A 19,183-nucleotide genomic window follows, 5' to 3' on the forward strand; every position below is an offset into this window, starting at 1 on the left:
GGTGACGCAATCAGTGCGCTACCAGCATGGGCACATCCGACTGCATGAACAGATACCGGGTCGTCCCTCCCAGGACCATCTCCGACAGCCGCGACCGTCCCCAGGCCCCCATCACGATCAAATCGGCCTTTTCCGCATGCGCGGTTTCGAGCAGTGCGGGACCCGGCGATGGACGTGCACCTTCATCGAGACGCCGCACCTCGGCCTTCACCCCGTGCGTGTCGAGCCAGCCACAGATGTCGGTGTCGGGCAACGCGCAGGTCCCGAGGTCTTCATCGCGGCTGCCGTCGATGACGGTTACGCGTGCGGCCTTGCGCAGCAGGGGCAACGACGATCGCACCGCCAGTGCCGATTCGCGACTGCCGCTCCAGGCGATCAGCACGTGCTCCCCCAGCGTTTCCACCGGCGCCGCCTCGGGGACCACCAGCACGCCACGACTGGAACCGAACACCGTGCGCGAGACGATACCGAAACCCACCGGCGCATCGCCACGCATCGTCGAAGAACGCTCCATCACCAGCAGGTCGTAACCCGCCGCCGCGTGCGTAAGCAGGGTGACCGTGTCGCCGTTGCCGACGCGCCAGTTTCCCTTCAGACCGCGGGCTGCCATGAGCGTCGCCCAGTCGCCCGACACCGCTTTTGCATCGGTGGCGCGCTGGCGCACCGCGTCCAGCTGCATCGGTACGGCTTCCGGCACCGTGAAGGCGGCGGCGGGAAGGTCGACCACGTGCAGCGCGTCGAGCCGTGAACCGATTCGTGCCGCCAGACTGAGGGCCGCACGCAGGCCGGCGCCTTGCGGCGGAAGTCGGGCGATATGCACGAGCAGTTCGAGGGTCATGGCCCATGGAACAACGACGGGGGCGGTGCGGTCAATGTCCCAGTTGCGACCTTTTCTCAATAACGCCCCGGATCGGTTACCCTCGGGGTTCGACGTATTCCGGAAAAGCCCATGTCCTTCGACAGCGCAGAGCCGCGCTATCCCCTCGGTGAAGAAGTCGCCAGCAGCGTGATCCACGCGATCGGGCTCGTGCTCAGCATCGCGGGGCTTGCCGTGCTCGTGGCGTTCTCGGCCATGTACGGCGGCACGCGGGCCGTGGTGGCCAGCTCGGTATTCGGTGGCTCCCTGATCCTGCTTTACGCGGCGTCCACGCTGTATCACGCGATCCCAGGTTCGATGGCGAAGCGCGTCCTGCGCACCTGCGACCACATCGCGATTTTCCTGCTGATCGCCGGCACGTACACCCCGTTTACGTTATTGGCGCTCCCGGGTGCCTGGGGTTGGGGGCTGTTGGTGACGATCTGGAGCGTCGCGATCATCGGCAGTCTCGCCGAGCTCGGTCTGCTGAAACGCTATCGGAAGGCGGCCGTCGCGATGTACGTGGCGATGGGCTGGGTGGCCGTGGTGGCGATCGAACCGCTGCGTGCCAATGTGCCGACAGGCGGCCTTCTGCTGCTTCTGGCCGGCGGCCTCTGCTACACCGGCGGCGTGCCGTTCTACATGGCGCGGAAGATGCCGTACCACCATGCGATCTGGCACGTGTTCGTGCTCGCTGGCAGTGTGCTGCACTACCTGGCGATCCTGCTTTATGTGATTCCGGATGCCCCGGGGCATTGAACGGTCCCGGCCGCCGATCTGTAGGAGCGCGCCTCGCGTGCGACACCAAAACATCGCGCGCAAGGCGCGCTCCTACAGGTAGTTACCGCCTTGCGGCGGTCATTTTTTATTCAATACGGCCGGCACGAACCGCGTACGCACGGCGTCAGCCAGCAGGTCTGGCGGCAACAGTCCCTGCGCGATCAGGAAATCATTGAAGGCCTTGCGGTCGAACTTGTCGCCCAGCTTCGTCTGCGTCTCCGCGCGCAACTGCAGGATGCGCGTATAGCCGTAGAAATAAGCCGTCGCCTGCCCCGGTGAATTGAGCGTGTAACGATCAAGCTCCTGCCGGGCCATCGGTTCGGACAAGCCGACGTCGTGCACGAGGATGTCGTGCGCACGATCGCGCGACACCAGGCCCAGGTTGAGCATCGGATCCAGGAACGCCCGCGCCGCACGCAACAGGCGGAACTGCAGCGCGATGAACTGACCCGCCGGCGGCTCGTACGGCATCATCTCCGCTTCGGAATACAGCGCCCAGCCCTCGACGTTGACGCTGTTGAAGGCGAACATGCTGCGCGTCAGCGATACACCCTGTTCCACCATCGCGGCGAACTGCAGCTCGTGGCCTGGCCGTCCTTCATGCGCGGTGAGCGTCCATGCCGCCGCCTCGAAGGTGAAGTCGTCGTAGGTCTGCGTCGCGTCGCCGTCGGCCGGTGGGTTGCCGGTGGTCAGCACGAAGGTGCCACGCTGGCCGGTATTGCCGACGAAGGGCGGCGGATCCATGTGCGGTGCGGGTGTGCGCGCATTCTCCGCTTCGGAGGCGACGCGCATCGCCATCTGGCGCTTCGGCAATTCGACGATGCGCTGCGTGCGAATGGTGTTTTCGATCTTGCCCAGTACCTCGTGATACACCGGCTCGACCTTGTCCTTCGCCAGCTGCTTTTTCTTCAGCGCTTTCAGTACGTCGCGGTAGTCGCCATCGGGAAGACCCTCGGCTTTGGCGACGACGGGCGCCAGCATCTGCAGCGCATACGTGGTCTCCATGAATTCCAGCTGCGCGCGGCCGATCAGGTCGCGCGGGGCGATGTCGAGCCCGACCTGCCTGAGGTTGTACGCATAAAGCGGCTCGGGCAGGCGGAAGTCGGTACGCGCGCGAGGCAGCACCGTCTTCTTCACCCACGCGTTGTACTGCTTCAGCTGCGCGTCGAGCTTGTTCATCGCCTCGTCGCTGCCGGCGACTTTCTTCTCCGCGAACAGCTTGCGGATGCCGTCGACATAGCGCTGCGTGTTGCCCAGCTTCTGTTCGACATCGGCCTTGACCGGACCGAGCAGGCCCTTTTCGCCCAGGCGCTCCGTCGTGCGTGCCCTGGCCTGGTCGACCAGTGGCGTGCAACCGGCCGCCATGCCGACATAGCACTTCAGCCGCCCCAGCGCGGCCTGATTCTGCTCCGGGGTGCTCTGCGCGTTCAGCAGAGAGAACTCACCGCTGAAGATCATCTGCCCGGCGTCGAACCAGGGCAGCAGATACTTGTCGTTGAGATCGATACCCTCGATGTTGCCGTCGATCTGCTTGGCCAGGATCTGCAGGTCCTGGCTGACGTTGGGGTCCTTCTCCTCGGCGAGGCGTCTGGCGACCTGCTGACGCACCTCGACCAGCGCGGCACGCTGGCGCTTGTCCACGTCGGGCCCGAGATCGGCGGTCTTCTCGTCGTAGCCTTTCAGGCCGATGTCCGTGGCGGACTCGGGGCTGAAGCGGGCGGTGAGGTCCAGCAGCGGTTGGGCATCGGCGTTGCTGCGCGCGATCCAGGCCGGCGGCGCGGTTTCGGCGTGAAGGGTGCCGACCGCGAACGTGATCGCGGCCGCTAGGGTCAGTCGTCTGAACATGCGTGTCTCCCCGGTGAAGTCCGGCGAGACTAGCCTTTGCGGGTCGGGGCCGCCAATGTGCCTTTCGGCGGTCAGCTGAAGAGCAGGGCGAGGGCAGCCATTCCCAGCATCAGAAACGACAGCACGGCCTTGGCGATGATGCCCAGCAACATGCCGAACCAGGTGCTGACACCGACATGGGCCGAGCGCAGCACGCTCTTGCCCGACCACAACTCGCCCGCCACGGCGCCCAGAAAGGGGCCAAGCAGCAAGCCGGGCAGGCCGAAAAACATCCCGACGGTCGTGCCGATGCCCGCGCCCCACAAGGCGCGCGGACTGGCGCCGATTTTCTTTGCCCCCAGCGAGGCGGAGACGAAGTCCAGCGCGACCCCCACAGCGCCGACGATGCCGATCGCCACCAGCCAGCCCCCGCCCAGGTGCTGGTAATCGTCCACGGCGGCGGCGAGCCAGATGCCGCCGAAGATCATGGGGATGCCAGGCAGGATCGGCAGCACCGCGCCCGCCACGCCCCCAACGATCAGGGCGGCGGCGAGCAGGTAGAGGAACAGGTCCATCAGCGGAAAGCCTCTCTGTATTCGGGTTTCAGATAGGCCGAAAACGCGTCGCTGGATACATCGATCGCCTGTGGCCCTGCCGAATACGGCGCGACCTGATACGGCGGGAAGATGAAGGTCAGCCCGTGCACCTTGTCGTCGGGCCCCGTGAGGAGGGTGAACACGCGGTAGTGATCCTTGTCCGGCGCCGTACCCGCGTCGATCTGCTGGCTGTCCGAAGACAGCGGGTCGTCCTGATCGTCCAGCGCGGTCAGCAGCTGGCGCCGGGCCTCGGTGGCGAATGCGCCCTCCGCCGCGTGCGCATCGTCGAACAGCTCGCGAATGCCCACGACGCGCCGCTTCCGCAGGTCGTAGGTGAAGCTGTCGACGATGGGCGCGGGGTGAGCGCCGCCGGTGAAGGCGGAGCCGTCGACCTGCACGTTGATGAAGCGATCGGTGCGAGCCGCGACCGCGATGTCCAGGTTGAGGTCCCAGGGCAGCTCTTTCGCCTGCTCGCGGGCACCCGGGGCATCCAGGCTGTCGAGGAAGGCGCGTTTCTGCCGCTCCACGTAGCGCTCGATCGTGGCGCGCAAGGGCGCGGCCGACGTAGGCAGCTGGGGAAGTTTCACTTCCATCGTGTAGAGGCCTTCCTGGCTGGATTGGGTATCCTTGTGCGCGGTCGCTCTGGATGGCGATGGCATCTTCCCGACGTTCGAACGGTCCGCGCCATCCTGGCAGGCGGCGAGTCCGACGGCGACAAGACACAGCGACAGGATGTGTCGCGACAACATTCGGCATTCTCTCCCTGCGAGAATCGTCATCTTAGCGTAGCTGCCGCGCAGCGCAGAGCGCGTCAACGAATCGAAGGAAGGGCGTGCATAGCGCAACGACGGAAATTGTCACCCTGCTCAAGGCTGACGAACTCGGCCGCATCGAGCGCGTGGAACGCGACGGTGTCGTTCTTATCCGCCGCGACATCGCTGCCGCACGCTGGTGGGCGCGCTGGTTCGCACGCCGCGCCGCCGCGCGCGAGGCGCGGGCGCTGCTGCGCCTGGACGGTATCGACGGCGTGCCACGGCTACTCGCGTGGAATGGCCGGATGCTCGAGCGCAGCTACATGGCGGGACAGCCGATGCAGCTGGGCCGGCCGCTGGACCCCGCCTACTACACACGGGCCCTTCGCCTGCTGGCCGCACTGCACCGTCGCGGCATCGTCCACAACGATCTCGCCAAGGAGCCGAACTGGCTGGTGCGCGAGGACGGCACGCCCGGTCTGGTGGATTTCCAGATTGCCTGGACGCGTGGCCGGCGTGGTTCGCTGTTCCGCCTGCTGGCGCGGGAAGACCTGCGCCACCTGCTCAAACACAAGCGAACCTATGCCCCGGACCGCCTGTCAGCGCGCCAGCAGGCCATCCTGGCCCAGCCGGCACCGCATTCACGCCTGTGGCGGGCCACCGGCAAACGTCTCTACAAACTCATCGCCCGCCGCATCTTCGGCTACTGGGACAACGAAGGCCAGGGCCGTATACGCAAGTAGGAGCGCGCCCCGCGCGCGAAAAGCCAACGCAGCGAAGACGCCGCACCCCCCCACTCCTCGAAACGCTCCGTTACTTCTCCACAAACGCCCGCTCGATCACGTAATCCCCCGGCTCCCGCGTCCGCGGCGACGCCTGAAAGCCCTCGCCATCCAGCAACACGCAGATGTCTTCCAGCATCGAGGGACTACCGCAAAGCATCACGCGGTCTTCGGCCGGATTGATCTGCGGCAGGCCGGTCGTCCGGGCCATCTCACCGTCGGCGATCGCGTCGGTGATGCGTCCCCGGTTCCGGAATGCTTCACGGGTCACCGTCGGGTAGTAGATGAGCTTCTCGCGCACCAGGTCGCCCAGGTACTCGTGCTTCGGCAGCTCGTTCTCGATGTAGTCGGAGTAGGCCAGGTCGTTGACGTGACGCACGCCGTGGGCCAGCACGATCGTGTCGAAGCGCTCGTAGGTCTCCGGATCCCGGATGATCGACATGAACGGCGCCAGGCCCGTGCCGGTGCCCAGCAGGTAGAGACGCTTGCCCGGCTTCAGATCGTTCAGCACCAGCGTGCCCGTGGGCTTGCGGCTCACGATGACCGGATCGCCGGGCTTCAGGTGCTGCAGCCGTGAGGTCAGCGGGCCGTCCTGCACCTTGATGCTGAAGAACTCCAGATGCTCTTCGTAATGCGCGCTGGCGATGGAATAGGCGCGCATCAGCGGCCGCCCGTCCACTTCCAGGCCGATCATCACGAAGTGACCGCTTTCGAAGCGGAAACCCGGGTCCCGCGTGGTGCGGAAGCTGAAAAGGGTGTCGTTCCAGTGATGCACGTCGATCACGTGCTCGGTCGCCAGTGCCACCATGGTGCGTTGAACCTCGGTAAAGACAAGAAGGGACGGAGCCTCCGCGCCGTGCGCGGGAGCCCTTGGGGGTTCTTGGCTGGGGAAGCGGCCCGCCGGGCCGCGCTGCCTCGCGCGACGCGTCGCACCCTACATCGGCTGCGCGCTCATGGACGTAAGGATACGGCATTCCGCCACAGGCCGCTTCGGGCGGGGCCGGGCGCTGGCCTTTAAGCTTCCGCTAAGATGCTCAGTCTGTAGGCGCCCCAAGGAAACCATCGTGACGAAACCCGCCTATGCCCCCGGCCAGGCCTGGACCTACCGGACCCGTCCCGGCGAGGAAGATTCCCGTGTAGCGATTCGCAAGATCGACCACGAGCCGGAAGACGGCGAGGTTTTCCATGTTTCCATCCTCGGCGTGAAGCTGCGCAACCATCGCGTACCCGGCGGCCTGCAGCCGGCGATGAACCACGCCGCCGTGTCCCGCGCCACGCTGGACGCCAGTCTGCTCACCACCGACGGTCCCGCCGACGCCGATGAAGGCTGGCGAGACGGCTACGCCGTGTGGCGCCAGGCCTATGACAACGGCGACGCGGGCATATTCGACCTGCCGGTTCCCGAGATTCTGGGCTACATCGAGATGGTGGTGGCGGCCTCGGGCGAGGCCCGCTGAGCAAAAAAAGAGCGCCCGATCCCCGGACATCGGCCGGGGAGGTGCCGGTGTCCGGGAAGGGGCGCAAGAGTTGCACAGGGATCTGGGTTTACGCTTTCTTAGAAGTCGTAAGTGACGGCGAGACGGCCGTAACGCGGATCCTGCGTGTAGAGCGGTACGCGGTAGATCGTATTGAGCGTGTTGGCCGGGCCTTCGCTTGCCGGATAACGGAACGTCGCCCGCTGCTGGTTTAGGACATTGAACACGTTCGCAGAGAACGCGAGCTTCTGGTCGCCCCACGACGGACGGTAGGTCACGCCGAGGTCGAGCTGGAACGTCCAGGGCAGGCGGCCATGGCTACCCGGGGGAGACGGCTCGCCGTTGCAATAGCGGTAGGAGCTGCCGTAGGACACCGGATCGGTATGCCCCGCGCCGTAGTAGCCCGTGCAGACTTCCGGTGCGCCGGAAATCGCCTGGACGTTGCCCGACAGCTGCCATTCCGGTGCGAACTGCCAGTAGCCATACGCCTTGAAGACGTGGGTATGGTCATTGCCCTGCGGGCCGTTGGCGTTCTCCATGACATAGCGGTTATCCCAGTCGACGCTGCCGGCCGCACCATCCTGGCGAGTGTCGGTACGAGCCTGACCCTCGGTATTGCCGTAGCTGCGTGAGAACACGTAGTCGAACTTGCCGTACCAGACACCGTCGAAGTTGTGTTCGGTGAACAGTTCGAGGCTGTAATAGCGACGCTTCAACGCGGGGAAGCCCATTTCTTCGCGGCTGAGTGGCACTTTGACGGCGTTCCCGCCGGTATCGATCAGTGTGAAGGTGTTGGAATGACCACCGTTGATCAGGTAGCAGCTGTTCGTCGATGCGATGTCATAGCCGAGAGCCGCCGCCTTATCCGTAACGAGGCCGACATCGCAGAAGTCGTCGATCGCGGAGTTGAGCACGCGCTTGGTCAGCTTGGCACCGTAAACCCAATGGTCGCCGAAGGTTTTGTCAAAGCCGAGGATGTACTCATCCTGGTTCTCAGCCTTCAGGCCCTTGCCCGCAACCGTACGGGGATCGGGTGGGATGCCGTACGAATTGTTTGCCGAGACTGGCTGGCTGATCTGAGTCAGGCCCGTCGGCGCACCGGTCGCATCGATTCCGCTGTAGGTGTAGTACTGCTGTGTCGCCGTATAGCCTGCGGCGGCGCCAGTGGCCGGATTCAGAGGAAGGCCAAGGTAGTAACGCCCGGCGTTGCCGAAGACCTTGAAGCTGCCATCTCCATTAACGTCCCACGATGCGCCGAGTCGAGGCGCCCACTGCGGCTTCGTTTGCGTGATGAATGCCTGGCCGAACTGGTTGTAGTCGGTAAACTGGTCATTGCGGACGCCCAGCGACAGCAGCACGGTGTCCGTGACCTGCCACTTATCCTCGATGTATTGAGCCCGCTGATCCGAGCGCACATTGACCAGGTTGTTTACGACGTTGCGGCTGACGTAGTAGCCGCCCGCCCCGTTGGCATAACCGGCCGTACCCGGTACGAAGTTGATGCCCGGAGCATCGGAAATCGGCTGCGTGGGGTCCGCCTGCTGGCCGTAGTTCCAGGCGTATCCAGGACCCGGGCTAGCCGTGCCGAAGTCGTCTGCCCGCGACTTGACGTTATCGATGCCGACAGCAATCGTGTGGTCACCGAGCGTATAGGTGACATCGAAACGGAAGTTCGTCGCCTTATTGCTACGGCCCGGCTGACTGATGTCATCGACCTGATTATTGCGAATGGCGGTGCCGCCGTTCAGTGCGGGATTCTGGAATTGTGAGCTATCGACCCGGGCCAACGTCGGGTCATAGTCGCCCGGCTGGTCGTAGTTCTTCGAGCGCATCTGGCCGTACATGGCACTGAGGGTCAGGTTGTCCGTGATGTAGCTCGTGTACTTGGCGACATACAGGTCGCCGCCGGTCTTCGTGTTATCGACGGGACCGATCTTGCTGGTCCGGTTAAGATTGGCGTAGTCGTAGTTGTATCGCGTGCCCGAACCTTCGCGCTTGTCGGACGCGCCGGTCAGTTCGAGGATGTTGCTATCGGTGATGTTCCAGTCGAGCTTGCTGTACCACCGCGGTGATCTATAGTCGTTGGTCGATGCCGGGGTGTTATTGCCCACGGCGTTCACGTTACGGCGGCCGGATTTTTCAAACTCACCCGCGACGAAGAAGAACAGCTTGTCCTTGATCAGCGGGCCGCCTGCATAAGCGCTGACCGTGGTCGTCCACTGGTCATTCTGGCTCTTTGGCTGGTAAAGATTGCCCGCGGGTGCGGTAGCGGGGACGCGCGCATAGTGCAGGTCGTCAGCGCTTGCGCGAGCAAAGGCGGGCTCCCAAAGGACCTGAGCACCAAAGTGCCATTCGTTCGTGCCGCGCTTACCGACCTGGCTGATGACGCCGCCGTCGGAACGCCCGTACTGTGCGCTGTAGCCGCCGGTATAGACTTCCTGCTGGTCGATGGCGCCATAGGGCAACTGCAAGCCGCCCACCGCGTTGAGTGGATCGGTCGTATTGAAGCCGTTGACGTAGTAAGCGTTTTCATTGGCCGCGGCGCCGCCGAAACTGGCGACCGAGCGGCCGGTGTCGCTCGCGAATCCGCCGCCGTTGTTGACCACGCCAGGTGCAAGGCGGGCGATCGCTTCCGCACTGCGACCCAACGGCAGCTTGGCAAGCTGCTCGGATGTGATCACGGTACGTGAATCGACCGACGTGACGTCGATATTCGGAAGGGCTGTGCCGGTGACCGTGACGCCGCTGAGTGATGTCGCATCGGACGCAGGTGCGGCGCTCGCTGCATTGAACGAGATATCGGTGCTCGCACCCACGCGCAGGCTCACGTCCTTGCGTGTATCGACCGCTGCGCCATCGCGCATGAGGGTCACGGTATACGTGCCGAGCGGAATCTGGTTAACGGCATAACGGCCGCGTGCGTCCACCGGAACTTCGCGACGGAAGCCGGTGCCGCTCTCGACCACGACGGTCTCATTGGCGCCTGCGGGCACGCTGCCGTTGATGCTACCCGTCGTCGACTGTGCGTAAACGCTCGAAACGCCACCCAGGCAGGTACAGACCGCCAGTGCGAGTGCGCTCCTGCGAGTGAGAAAATGGTTCTTCATGCCTTCCCCGGAAAGTGATGCCATTAATTGACGGCAACACGGGGCCGTAACGACAGGCCCCCGCCTGTCGCTTTGCACGGAGCCGAAAGACCCCTCCCCGCGCTCCGTCGCGACACGCCCATTTGCCTCGATCCAAATGGACTTAACGCAAGGTGTACATGAGGCGATTCGGGTTGTCCAGAGCACGCACCGTCTGGGCGGATGGCCGTCCAGCCGTCTAAACGTCTTGCTGCGCCGCAGCAAAATTAAGTGTAACTATGGGTATTTGGGTGCTTTTATGCCGGCGCGACGTCTTGCCGCAAAGGTGCCCAATGGCATATCCGCAAGGGGTGTAAATTTTTTCGAAACGCGGATTTTCAGAGGTCTCAAACCTTCACGCACCGTCTACATTTGGATCGAGGCAAAAGGCGTGCCAAAGGTCGCGCAGGCCAGAGGTGCATCAACGTGCCGCCGTCACCGGCTGTCCACCCCGGGTCGGGAAAAGTCCTGCGTCATGAAGATCGCCACTTTCAACGTCAACGGCATCCGCTCCCGGCTTCCGCACTTGCTGGAGTGGCTCGGGCGCGAGGCGCCGGACATCGTCTGCCTGCAGGAACTCAAGGCGGTGGACAAGGCGTTTCCCGTCGCGGAGATCCATGACGCAGGCTACGGTGCCCTCTGGGCCGGGCAGGCCTCCTGGAATGGCGTGGCCATCCTCGCGAAGGGTACCGATCCCGTGGAGAGCCGCCGCGGCCTGCCGGGCGACAGAAAGGACCTCCAGAGCCGCTACCTCGAAGCGGCGGCCCATGGCGTTCTCGTCGGTTGCCTTTATCTGCCCAACGGCAATCCGTGGCCAGGCCCGAAGTTCGATTACAAGCTGGCCTGGTTCGAGCGTTTTATCCAGCACGCCGGGCAATTGCTGGATTCCGGTCATCCGGTAGTACTGGCCGGCGACTACAACGTCGTGCCGACCGACGGCGACATCTACGACCCCAAAAACTGGCGACGTGACGCCTTGCTCCAGCCCGAAAGCCGTCATGCTTACGAGCGTCTGCTGGCCCAGGGCTGGACCGACGCCCTGCGCCAGATGCATCCGGACGAAACCATCTACACCTTCTGGGACTACTTCCGGCAGCACTGGCCACGCAACCGGGGGCTGCGGATCGACCACCTGCTGTTGTCGCCGGATCTGGCGACCCGGCTAAAGAAGTCCGATGTCGACCGATGGGTACGCGATCTGCCCAAGGCCAGCGATCACGCGCCGGTGTGGGTCGAACTGGGCAAGCCGGCCCGGACAGCGGCGACGAAAAAGACGGCGGCAACAAAGACGGCCGCGAAAAAGACGGCCGCGAAAAAGACGGCCACGAAAAAGACCGCCGCAAAAAAGACCGTCCTCAGGAAATCCGGGCAGACTGCGTAAGTTCCGACGTAAACGAATTTACCAATATGAATGCGCTACCCGCACTTGCCAGCGGCGCGCAAGATCATAGACTAGGAGGTTATCGGGGGAAGTCGCGGGTTCAGGCTGGCATGAAGATCGATGGCGGTAGCGGTAAACGCGCCGAGCCAGTGATGCTCAGCGAGGTCGCGAAGCGTCTGCGCAATCCGCGCATCGACCGTATCGTGGCCAGCTTCAGCGAGTACCACGTCTCGCTGATGCGTGCAGTGATCCTCGGGTTCGTCGTCGTCTGGAGTGCCGCGTGGCTGCATGGCCCGGTGCCCATGGCCACCGAATCGCATCACGTCGTGCCGGTCGCCGTCCTGATGTTCGTCCTCAGCACCTTCTGGATGCTGTTCGTCCGTGCCGGGGCGCCACGCGAGACACCGGTGATCGACGCTATCGGCAACGTCACCAATTTCGTCATCGTGGCCGTGCTGCTCAAGGCCGCGTTCATGCTGGTGATCACGGTGACGGCCGTCCTTCCGTTCCTGTCCGTGGCCGTCGGGGTGAGGTACAGCCGCCGCGCGTTCGCCGCCAGCGTAGTGGCCTCGGTCGCGATCCTCGCGGTCGTGGCGCCCGATGGCTACTGGCTGGGTCGTCCCGCCTACGCCTTATACGCACTGGCTCTGGTCATCGTGTTGCCGGTGATGCTTTACCGGATGATGTATGCCTTGCGCGAAGTGTCCGCCGAGGCGATCGCGTCGCGTGAAGCGCAGCACCGGTTCATCTCGATGATGAGTCACGAGATGCGTACGCCTCTGAGTACGGTCATTCATGCGGCGTCTCTGATCGACACCTCGGTGATGTCGGAAGATCAGCGCGGCCTGGTCGCGCTGCTGGCGACCAATGCCAATGCCTTGCTCCACCGGGTGAACGCCGTCCTCGATGTAGCGTCGTTTGCCGGCGGCAGTTTCAACCTGCGCCACCAGACGTTCGCGTTCGACGAAGTCCTGAGTACGGTGGGCGCGGTGTGCCGTCCTTACGCGGCAGAGAAGCGTGTCACCTTCAGCGTCTCCCGCGACGCATCGGTGGAAGGCGTATTCAGCGGCGACCCGGGCCGTATCGAGCAGGTGCTGTCGAACCTGGCTTCCAACGCGGTGAAATTCACGCCGCCCGGCGGCTCGGTGGACGTGCGCATCGAGTTGCGCGAAGGCGTCGGCGGCCATGATCCGACCATCGCCTGTACGGTGAGCGACACCGGTATCGGCATCGCCGACGCCGACAAGCAGCGCGTGTTCGATCCCTTTCATCAGCTCAGCGGTGGCGAGAGCCGGCGCCAGGAAGGCGTCGGCCTGGGTCTCTACATCGTCCGGAACGTGTCCGAGCAGATGAGTGGCTCGCTCGAGGTGATGGACAATCCGATGGGCGGCACCATCTTTGTCTGGCGTTTTCCCTTGCGCCGCGCGGCCGCCGGTTCGCGAAGCGTGGCGGAGACGCCGCTGGTCGACCTGCTCGACGAGCATCGCGGTCGCGTCGCCCCCCAGCACTGCCTGGTGGTGGACGATAACGCGGCCAACCGCGAGATCGTCGGTCGTATCCTCGAGCGTGCGGGGCATGTGCCGACCTTCAGTGCCAGCGGTGACGAGGCGCTGGCGCGTCTGTCGACCGAGACGTTCGATCTGATCTTCATGGACCTGCACATGCCGGGCAGCTCCGGCTGGGATGTGCTGGGACGGATCGAAGTGGCGCGTCGTACCGAGGCGGTGCCGCCTATCGTCATGCTGAGCGCGGACTCCAGTCACGACGCCGTACGGATCGCATTCAAGGCCGGTGCACGCGCGTACCTTACCAAGCCGATCGCGGCGCAGCGGCTGCTCGACGTGATCGAGTCCATCGCCGACGAGCGTCGTCTCGATGACGCGGCGCGCCACTGGCATCCCGCCATTGGCCTGCCCACCGGCCGGCAGGAGAGTTCGCCGCTGGACGAAATGCGCGCGCTCAGTACGCGGGAAGACTTCAAGGCCTTCGTCGACCTGTGCTCGCGTACGGCGGACGACCATTGCGTTTCCCTTCGCTCGGCGATCCATTCGCACGATATCGCAGCCGCCTCCGAGGCCATCCATGCATTGCGCAACGTCCTGGGCAATCTGGGGGTACCAGGAGCCGACCACGTCTGCGGCGACATTGCCTTGCTGATCGATGCCGGTGCGGATGTACAGCGCGTCACCGAAGAGCTGGACACGCTCTCCCGGTCGGTACACCGTTTCGTCGACGTGCAGCGGCGTTACGCCGAGGCGGCCGCCAGCGCGTGAACGATCTGGAGGCACTGGCCGAGGACGTCGCCGGGCGCGAGCGCTCGACGCCCGGCCTCAAGCCGGACAACGAGGCACGCATCGTGTTTCACCCGCAGAAACCCCGTAGCCGGCTGCCGCTCGCGGTGGTTTATCTGCACGGATTCACCGCCAGTCAGGCGGAGGGGGATCCCGCGCACCGGGCCATCGCCGAGGCGTGTGGCGCCCATCTGTTCCTCAACCGACTCAGTGACCACGGCAGCGATCTGCCCTCCGCGATGGCCGGCGCTTCGGCGGAGCGCTGGCGCGCGGACGCCGACGAGGCCCTGCGCATCGGTCTGGAACTCGGTGAGCGGGTATTGCTCGTCGGCACCTCCATGGGCGCGTCGCTGGCGCTCGACCTCGCCGCGCGACACGCGTCTCAGATCGCGGGCGTGGTGGCCTGGTCTCCCGGCATCCGCGTTTACGATCCCGTACAACTCAATGCCGCGGTGCTCCTGCGCGGGGCGGTGGACGTGCCGGGTGAGCGCACGCCGTTTCAACGGCGGTACTGGTCGTCCGTGATTCACTCCGACGGATACCGCGCCGTCGCCGAACTCTTCCTCGGCACGATGCAGCCCGGGCACCTGCGCGATGTCGTCTGCCCGGTCCTGTTCGGCGTGTGGGACGGCGGTGCCGATGACCATGACACGCTGACGTCGGTCGCCGCCATGCGCGAGGCGTTCGACTGGCTGGGCTCGCCCGAGCCAGGCCGCCGCCTGATCGCCTACGATCACGCGGCGCACGTGCTTGCTTCCCCGCAGCGTTCCCCCGCGGCGGCCCGGGTGCTGGCCGACGCCGTCGCCTTTGTCGGCGAGCTGGGATTCGCCGGCTAAGACGTCTCACCTCCGGCCCGGGCGACGCGGGTACCTCTTAAGAGGTATCGTTGCCACCGGGTCGGAGAGGGGTGATCAGGGGTGGTTTCCGGACGCGCGCTCGCCGCGTGCATATCGCTGTTGCTCGGCGTCATGGTCGGGTGGTGGCCCACCTCGGACGCCGTCGCGAGGGACAGCCGCGACCGTCGTATCGAGCAGTTCTATCACACCGCCTGGACGGTGCGCGAAGGTGCGCCCGGACAGGTCACGGCGCTGGCGCAGACGGCCGACGGCTACCTGTGGCTGGGCACGCAGACGGGGCTGTACCGGTTCGATGGCGTGCGCTTCGAACGCTACCGCCCACGCGAAGGCGGTGACTTCCTTGCGTCCAGTGTGGCCTCTTTGTACGCACCCCCGTCAGGCGGCTTGTGGGTGGGCTTCCGTTACGGTGTGGCCAGCTTCATCGATCACGACCGTGCCACGCACTACGCCGCGGGCTCCGGCCTGCCGACCGCGACGATCTACGCGATGGCCAGCACGCCCGATGGGCGGGTCTGGGCGGCGACCTTCAACGGGCTGGTTACGCTCGCGGGCAATCGGTGGCGGGTGATCGGTCCCGCCATGGGGCTGCCCGGGGTGCGCGCGCGTAACCTCGCGGTCGATCGCGCGGGTCGCCTCTGGGTCGCGACGGAGCAGGCGCTGGCGTGGCTGGCACCGGGTGCTCAGCGTTTCGAGGTCGCCACGCGATCGGTCGGCCGGATCAACCGCATCGCCGAGGCCCCCGACGGCAGCATCTGGGTCGCCGAGGCCGACGATGGCGTACGGCCGGCATGGAACGGCGGACGCGACCCGGCGCTGTCAGGACCGAAGCTGCACATGTCGTCGGCGGGCCTCCTGTTCGATCGCGACGGCGCGCTCTGGGTGCCGACGCTCGGCGAAGGTATCCGTCGCGTTCCGCACATCGACTGGCTCGCCAGCCAGACGATCGAAGCGGACAGCGCGGCGGCCGAGCGTTTCGTTGAACGTAACGGTCTCAGCTCCGATTATTTCAGCGCGGTGATCCAGGATCGCGAGGGCAACATCTGGATGGGCGGGAGCCGCGGCCTCGACCGCTTCCGCCGTGGACGCCTGCTTCCCGCGCCGCTGTCACCCGGCGCCACCGACTTCGCGCTGGTCCCAGCGCCCGGGCATGGCGTGTGGGTAGGCACGAAGAACCGTCCGCTGACGCATGTCGACGCGACCAACATAACCGGCACGGCCTTCCCGGAAGCGATCACCGCGGCGGCCCGCGACGGCGACGCGACCTGGCTCGGTGGACCGCGCGGTCTGTGGCATATGGTGGATGGCGTCCCGCGGCCGTTCGCATCGCTCCCCGCGGACGATTACACGGGCGTCCAGGCCATCGTCGGCGACGGCCACGGCGGCGCCTGGTTGTCGATCAATCGCCCCGGCATCTACCACTACACGGGCGAGGGCTGGATTCACGACACACTGCCCAGCGTGTCCAACGACCCCTCGCCGCTGGTGTTGCTCCGTGACGCCCGGCAGCGGCTGTGGATGGGTTTCGCGCGCAACGTGCTCATCGTCCGCGACGGGGGCCGGGACAAGGTGATCGGCGCGGCCGATGGTCTGCAGGTGGGCAACGTCACCGCGCTGCTGGACGACGACGACACCGTATGGGTGGGCGGCGAGCTGGGTATCGCCGCCATTCGCGGCGGCAGCGTCCGCAGCATTCCGACGGCTGGCGAGCCGCTGCGCGGCGTGTCCGGACTGGTGCGCGACCGTCGCGGGGATTTCTGGATGAACGCCGCGCAAGGCGTCGCGCGGATCGCCTCGGCCGACATGCGCCAGGCCCTCGACGAGCCGGGCTACCGTCCGCCGGTCATGCTGTTCGATTCGCTCGATGGATTGCCAGGTACGCCGGCGCAGTTTCGTCCCTTGCCCACCGCGGTGGCGGCCGACGATGGACGGTTGTGGTTCGCGACGACCAGCGGCGTCGTGTCGATCGATCCGTCGGCCATACGGCGCAACCCGGTCGCGCCGCCGGTGATGGTCCGGGAAATTTCCACGGATGCGGGAACCTGGCCGGCATCGTCCAGCGTCACGCTTCCGGCGAACACCGAGCGTCTGCGCATCGCCTATACCGCGACCAGCCTGTCGATGCCCGAGCGCGTGCGCTTCCGCTACCGGATGGATGGTCTGGATACGCGCTGGCGTGAAGCGGGTACGGATCGCGAAGCCGTGTACACCGATCCGCTGCCAGGCCATTACGTGTTTCGCGTGACCGCGTCCAACGAGGACGGTGTCTGGAACGAGCAGGGCACCTCGATTGCGGTCACGGTGTCGCCGGCGTTCTATCAGACGCTGTGGTTCGCGCTGGTCTGTACCGCCGCCTTGCTCCTCGCCATCTGGATCGCACTGCTGCTCAGGGGCCGGCGCGTCGCGGCGCTCGTGCGGGGGCGCCTGGACGAGCGCCATGCGGAGCGCGAACGCATCGCGCGCGAACTACACGACACGCTGCTACAGAGCATTCACGGTCTGACCATGCGCTTCCAGGCGATCGCAAATCGTGTCGCGCCGGACGATCCGGTACGCACGGCGATGGAAGGCGCGCTCGACCGGGCGGAGGAAGCGCTTGTCGAAGCGCGTGACCGCGTCCGCGACCTGCGTGCGCACGGCACGGACGACATGCCGCTGAATGACGTTCTGGAAGCGATGGCGCGCTTGTACGCGTCCGATCACACGGTGCCGGTCATCGTCAGTGTGCGGCTCGACGTGCTCGATCTGGATCCGCTGGCGCGCGACGAACTGCACGGCATCGCACGCGAAGCCGTGCACAACGCGGTGACGCATGCCGGGGCCAGTCGCATCGACGTCGTCCTCGAGGAAGATGACGGTATGCTGCTCTTTTACGTGCGCGACGACGGACGCGGCATCGAGGATGCCGTTTCCCGCGACGGTCGTGCGGGTCACTGGGGGCTGCGCGGTATACGCGAGCGCGCGCATGCGATGGGTGGCATCGCCACCATTGCGGCCTGTCTCCAGGGAGGTACCGAAGTAGCCGTGCGCGTGCCGATGGATCGGGCCTTTCCGTCGCGCATGAGCTGGCTGCGTCGATGGTGGCGCCGTTTTCCGGAGAGACATTATTGAACGAGCGACTGGTGGCCTACCTCGATGAACTCGATGAACGCACGGACTGGCACCGGCCCGATGCCTTCCTCGTAAGAGCCGATGCGGCGGACCGGCTCGACCTCGGGCAGGTCGGTCTGCGCGATGCGACGCTGACTCGTCGGGTGGTGCGTCTCCTCGACGCGCTCGATGCCGTGGATCGTCAGTTGTACGACGCGCTGCGCGAACGAATCCGCGCGGGTGAAGGCAGGCAGGCGCTCGCGCCCTGGCTCGACGTCGGAATCCCCTCGGGTCAGCATTACGATCCGCTCGACGCGCTCCTGGCAGGCGTGCTGGCCCTGGACGAGCCGCTTCCGGATGCCAGGCCGCTGCCGCCCGAGATGGTCTTCTACCAGCCCACACCCGCCCGGCATATCGTCGACGGCCTGGCCAGAGGCGGAATCACGGCAGGCGACGTCGTACTGGATCTTGGCTCGGGACTGGGTCACGTCCCCTTGCTGGTACACATCCTGACGGGCGCGCGATGCATCGGCATCGAGCGCGACGGGGGCTATGTCGATGTCGCGACGCGTGCGGCGACGTCACTTGGGCTGACGGGAGTGCGGTTCGTCGAAGGCGATGCACGCGAGGCGGATTTTTCCGGCGTCGACGTCTTCTATCTGTTCACGCCGTTCATCGGCACCGTCCTGCGCGACGTCGTCGCCAGGATCGAAGCCGAGGCGGCCCGGCGTGCCGTGCGTGTGGTGGCTCTGGGCCCGTGTACGCGTACGTTCGCGCGGCAGCCGTGGCTGGTCAGTGACGACCCGGACCCTGAGGCAGCGGAGCGGATCGTGCTGTTCCGCTCGGTCTGATCAGCGGATGCGGCCGCCGCCGAAGTGGCCCTGGCCGGCACCGACGGAGATGCTGACGCCGCCGGTGGGATGCTCACAGCTGCCGAAGGCCTGGCTGAGGTTGACCGCCCCGGCCTGGTAGTTGCCGCTGCCGCCATGGCTGGCGCTGACGACGCCGGTGGTGACGCTGCCATGCACCTGGGGCTTGTTGTAGGTGGCGTCGTCGCAGCGCGGCGTGCCATCGTCGGCTTCCACACCGTCCATACGGCCAGTGGTGTCGCCGTAGTAGGTACCGGGAGGATCCAGCGGGCGGGACTTCGTGACCGCGATGTTCTCGCCGCCGTTTTTGGGCGCCACCGTGGGGGCCTTGGGATCGGCGGAGACCCTGGCGTCGGCGGCCGGGGCAGGCGCGGGGGCGCTGCTGGCGGGAGCCGGCGTGTAGTCGGCGGGCAAACGCAGGTTCAGCGGCTTCGTAGCGTCCTGCGCCATCGCGGTCGAGGCGGCGAGGAACAGGGTGGCGAGGACGACGATCGGTTTCATGTGGGGC

General features: G+C 65.7%; 15 protein-coding genes. 8 read left to right on the top strand and 7 right to left on the bottom strand.

Annotated elements, in window-relative coordinates:
• Window positions 1–10: 10 nt before the first annotated feature.
• On the bottom strand, window positions 11–838 hold the full coding sequence (locus tag FA85_RS21010; protein ID WP_051943977.1) for a universal stress protein: 828 nt from the start codon (window positions 836–838) through the stop codon (window positions 11–13).
• Window positions 839–949: 111 nt separating this feature from the next.
• On the opposite strand from FA85_RS21010, the gene trhA reads away from it, so the two are divergent.
• Window positions 950–1,615 carry a PAQR family membrane homeostasis protein TrhA gene (trhA, locus tag FA85_RS13700; protein WP_036115938.1) on the top strand — a complete coding sequence of 222 codons (666 nt, stop codon included), beginning with the start codon at window positions 950–952 and terminating at the stop codon, window positions 1,613–1,615.
• Window positions 1,616–1,714: 99 nt separating this feature from the next.
• Here trhA and FA85_RS13705 read toward each other — a convergent pair whose 3' ends face one another.
• The 3 genes from FA85_RS13705 to FA85_RS13715 form a co-directional block, all read right to left on the bottom strand.
• Window positions 1,715–3,481 carry a DUF885 domain-containing protein gene (locus tag FA85_RS13705; protein ID WP_036115935.1) on the bottom strand — a complete coding sequence of 589 codons (1,767 nt, stop codon included), beginning with the start codon at window positions 3,479–3,481 and terminating at the stop codon, window positions 1,715–1,717.
• 71 nt (window positions 3,482–3,552) lie between these two features.
• Window positions 3,553–4,035 (bottom strand): DUF456 domain-containing protein, encoded by a 483-nt coding sequence (locus FA85_RS13710; protein ID WP_036115934.1) that lies wholly within the window; start codon window positions 4,033–4,035, stop codon window positions 3,553–3,555.
• Entirely contained in the window at window positions 4,035–4,805 is a 771-nt protein-coding gene (locus FA85_RS13715) for a DUF3298 and DUF4163 domain-containing protein (protein WP_036115931.1), read from the bottom strand. The genes FA85_RS13710 and FA85_RS13715 overlap by 1 nt, the downstream gene beginning before the upstream one ends.
• Before the next feature lie 83 nt (window positions 4,806–4,888).
• Here FA85_RS13715 and FA85_RS13720 point away from each other — a divergent pair, with 83 nt between their 5' ends.
• Window positions 4,889–5,551 carry a protein kinase family protein gene (locus FA85_RS13720; RefSeq protein WP_197056546.1) on the top strand — a complete coding sequence of 221 codons (663 nt, stop codon included), beginning with the start codon at window positions 4,889–4,891 and terminating at the stop codon, window positions 5,549–5,551.
• Between the two features lie 70 nt (window positions 5,552–5,621).
• On the opposite strand, the gene FA85_RS13725 is transcribed toward FA85_RS13720, so the two are convergent.
• Entirely contained in the window at window positions 5,622–6,398 is a 777-nt protein-coding gene (locus tag FA85_RS13725; protein WP_036115929.1) for a ferredoxin--NADP reductase, read from the bottom strand.
• 256 nt (window positions 6,399–6,654) lie between these two features.
• Here FA85_RS13725 and FA85_RS13730 point away from each other — a divergent pair, with 256 nt between their 5' ends.
• A complete protein-coding gene (locus FA85_RS13730; protein ID WP_051974353.1) occupies window positions 6,655–7,047 on the top strand; it encodes a hypothetical protein in 393 nt (130 codons plus the stop codon).
• A 98-nt stretch (window positions 7,048–7,145) separates the two neighbouring features.
• Here the strand turns inward: FA85_RS13730 and FA85_RS13735 are convergent, their stop codons facing one another.
• On the bottom strand, window positions 7,146–10,172 hold the full coding sequence (locus tag FA85_RS13735; RefSeq protein WP_036115926.1) for a TonB-dependent receptor: 3,027 nt from the start codon (window positions 10,170–10,172) through the stop codon (window positions 7,146–7,148).
• A gap of 493 nt (window positions 10,173–10,665) precedes the next feature.
• Here FA85_RS13735 and xth point away from each other — a divergent pair, with 493 nt between their 5' ends.
• From xth to FA85_RS13760, 5 genes are all read left to right on the top strand, one after another.
• On the top strand, window positions 10,666–11,571 hold the full coding sequence (gene xth / locus FA85_RS13740) for an exodeoxyribonuclease III (RefSeq protein WP_036115924.1): 906 nt from the start codon (window positions 10,666–10,668) through the stop codon (window positions 11,569–11,571).
• A 110-nt stretch (window positions 11,572–11,681) separates the two neighbouring features.
• Window positions 11,682–13,844 (top strand): hybrid sensor histidine kinase/response regulator, encoded by a 2,163-nt coding sequence (locus FA85_RS13745; RefSeq protein WP_051943973.1) that lies wholly within the window; start codon window positions 11,682–11,684, stop codon window positions 13,842–13,844.
• Window positions 13,841–14,698: an alpha/beta hydrolase gene (locus FA85_RS13750; RefSeq protein WP_051943971.1), complete on the top strand. Its 858-nt coding sequence runs from the start codon at window positions 13,841–13,843 to the stop codon at window positions 14,696–14,698. Before FA85_RS13745 ends, FA85_RS13750 begins: the two co-directional genes overlap by 4 nt.
• Before the next feature lie 81 nt (window positions 14,699–14,779).
• Window positions 14,780–17,827, top strand: a complete 3,048-nt coding sequence (locus FA85_RS13755; RefSeq protein WP_036115923.1) for a sensor histidine kinase — start codon at window positions 14,780–14,782, stop codon at window positions 17,825–17,827.
• Window positions 17,824–18,657, top strand: a complete 834-nt coding sequence (locus FA85_RS13760; protein ID WP_051943969.1) for a methyltransferase domain-containing protein — start codon at window positions 17,824–17,826, stop codon at window positions 18,655–18,657. The genes FA85_RS13755 and FA85_RS13760 overlap by 4 nt, the downstream gene beginning before the upstream one ends.
• Here FA85_RS13760 and FA85_RS13765 read toward each other — a convergent pair whose 3' ends face one another.
• The gene (locus FA85_RS13765) at window positions 18,658–19,176 is read right to left on the bottom strand and encodes a hypothetical protein (protein WP_036115922.1); all 519 of its coding nucleotides are present in this window, start codon (window positions 19,174–19,176) and stop codon (window positions 18,658–18,660) included.
• Window positions 19,177–19,183 lie beyond the last annotated feature (7 nt).

It is taken from the genome of Luteibacter mycovicinus (assembly GCF_000745235.1).
Classification (GTDB): Bacteria; Pseudomonadota; Gammaproteobacteria; order Xanthomonadales; family Rhodanobacteraceae; genus Luteibacter; species Luteibacter mycovicinus.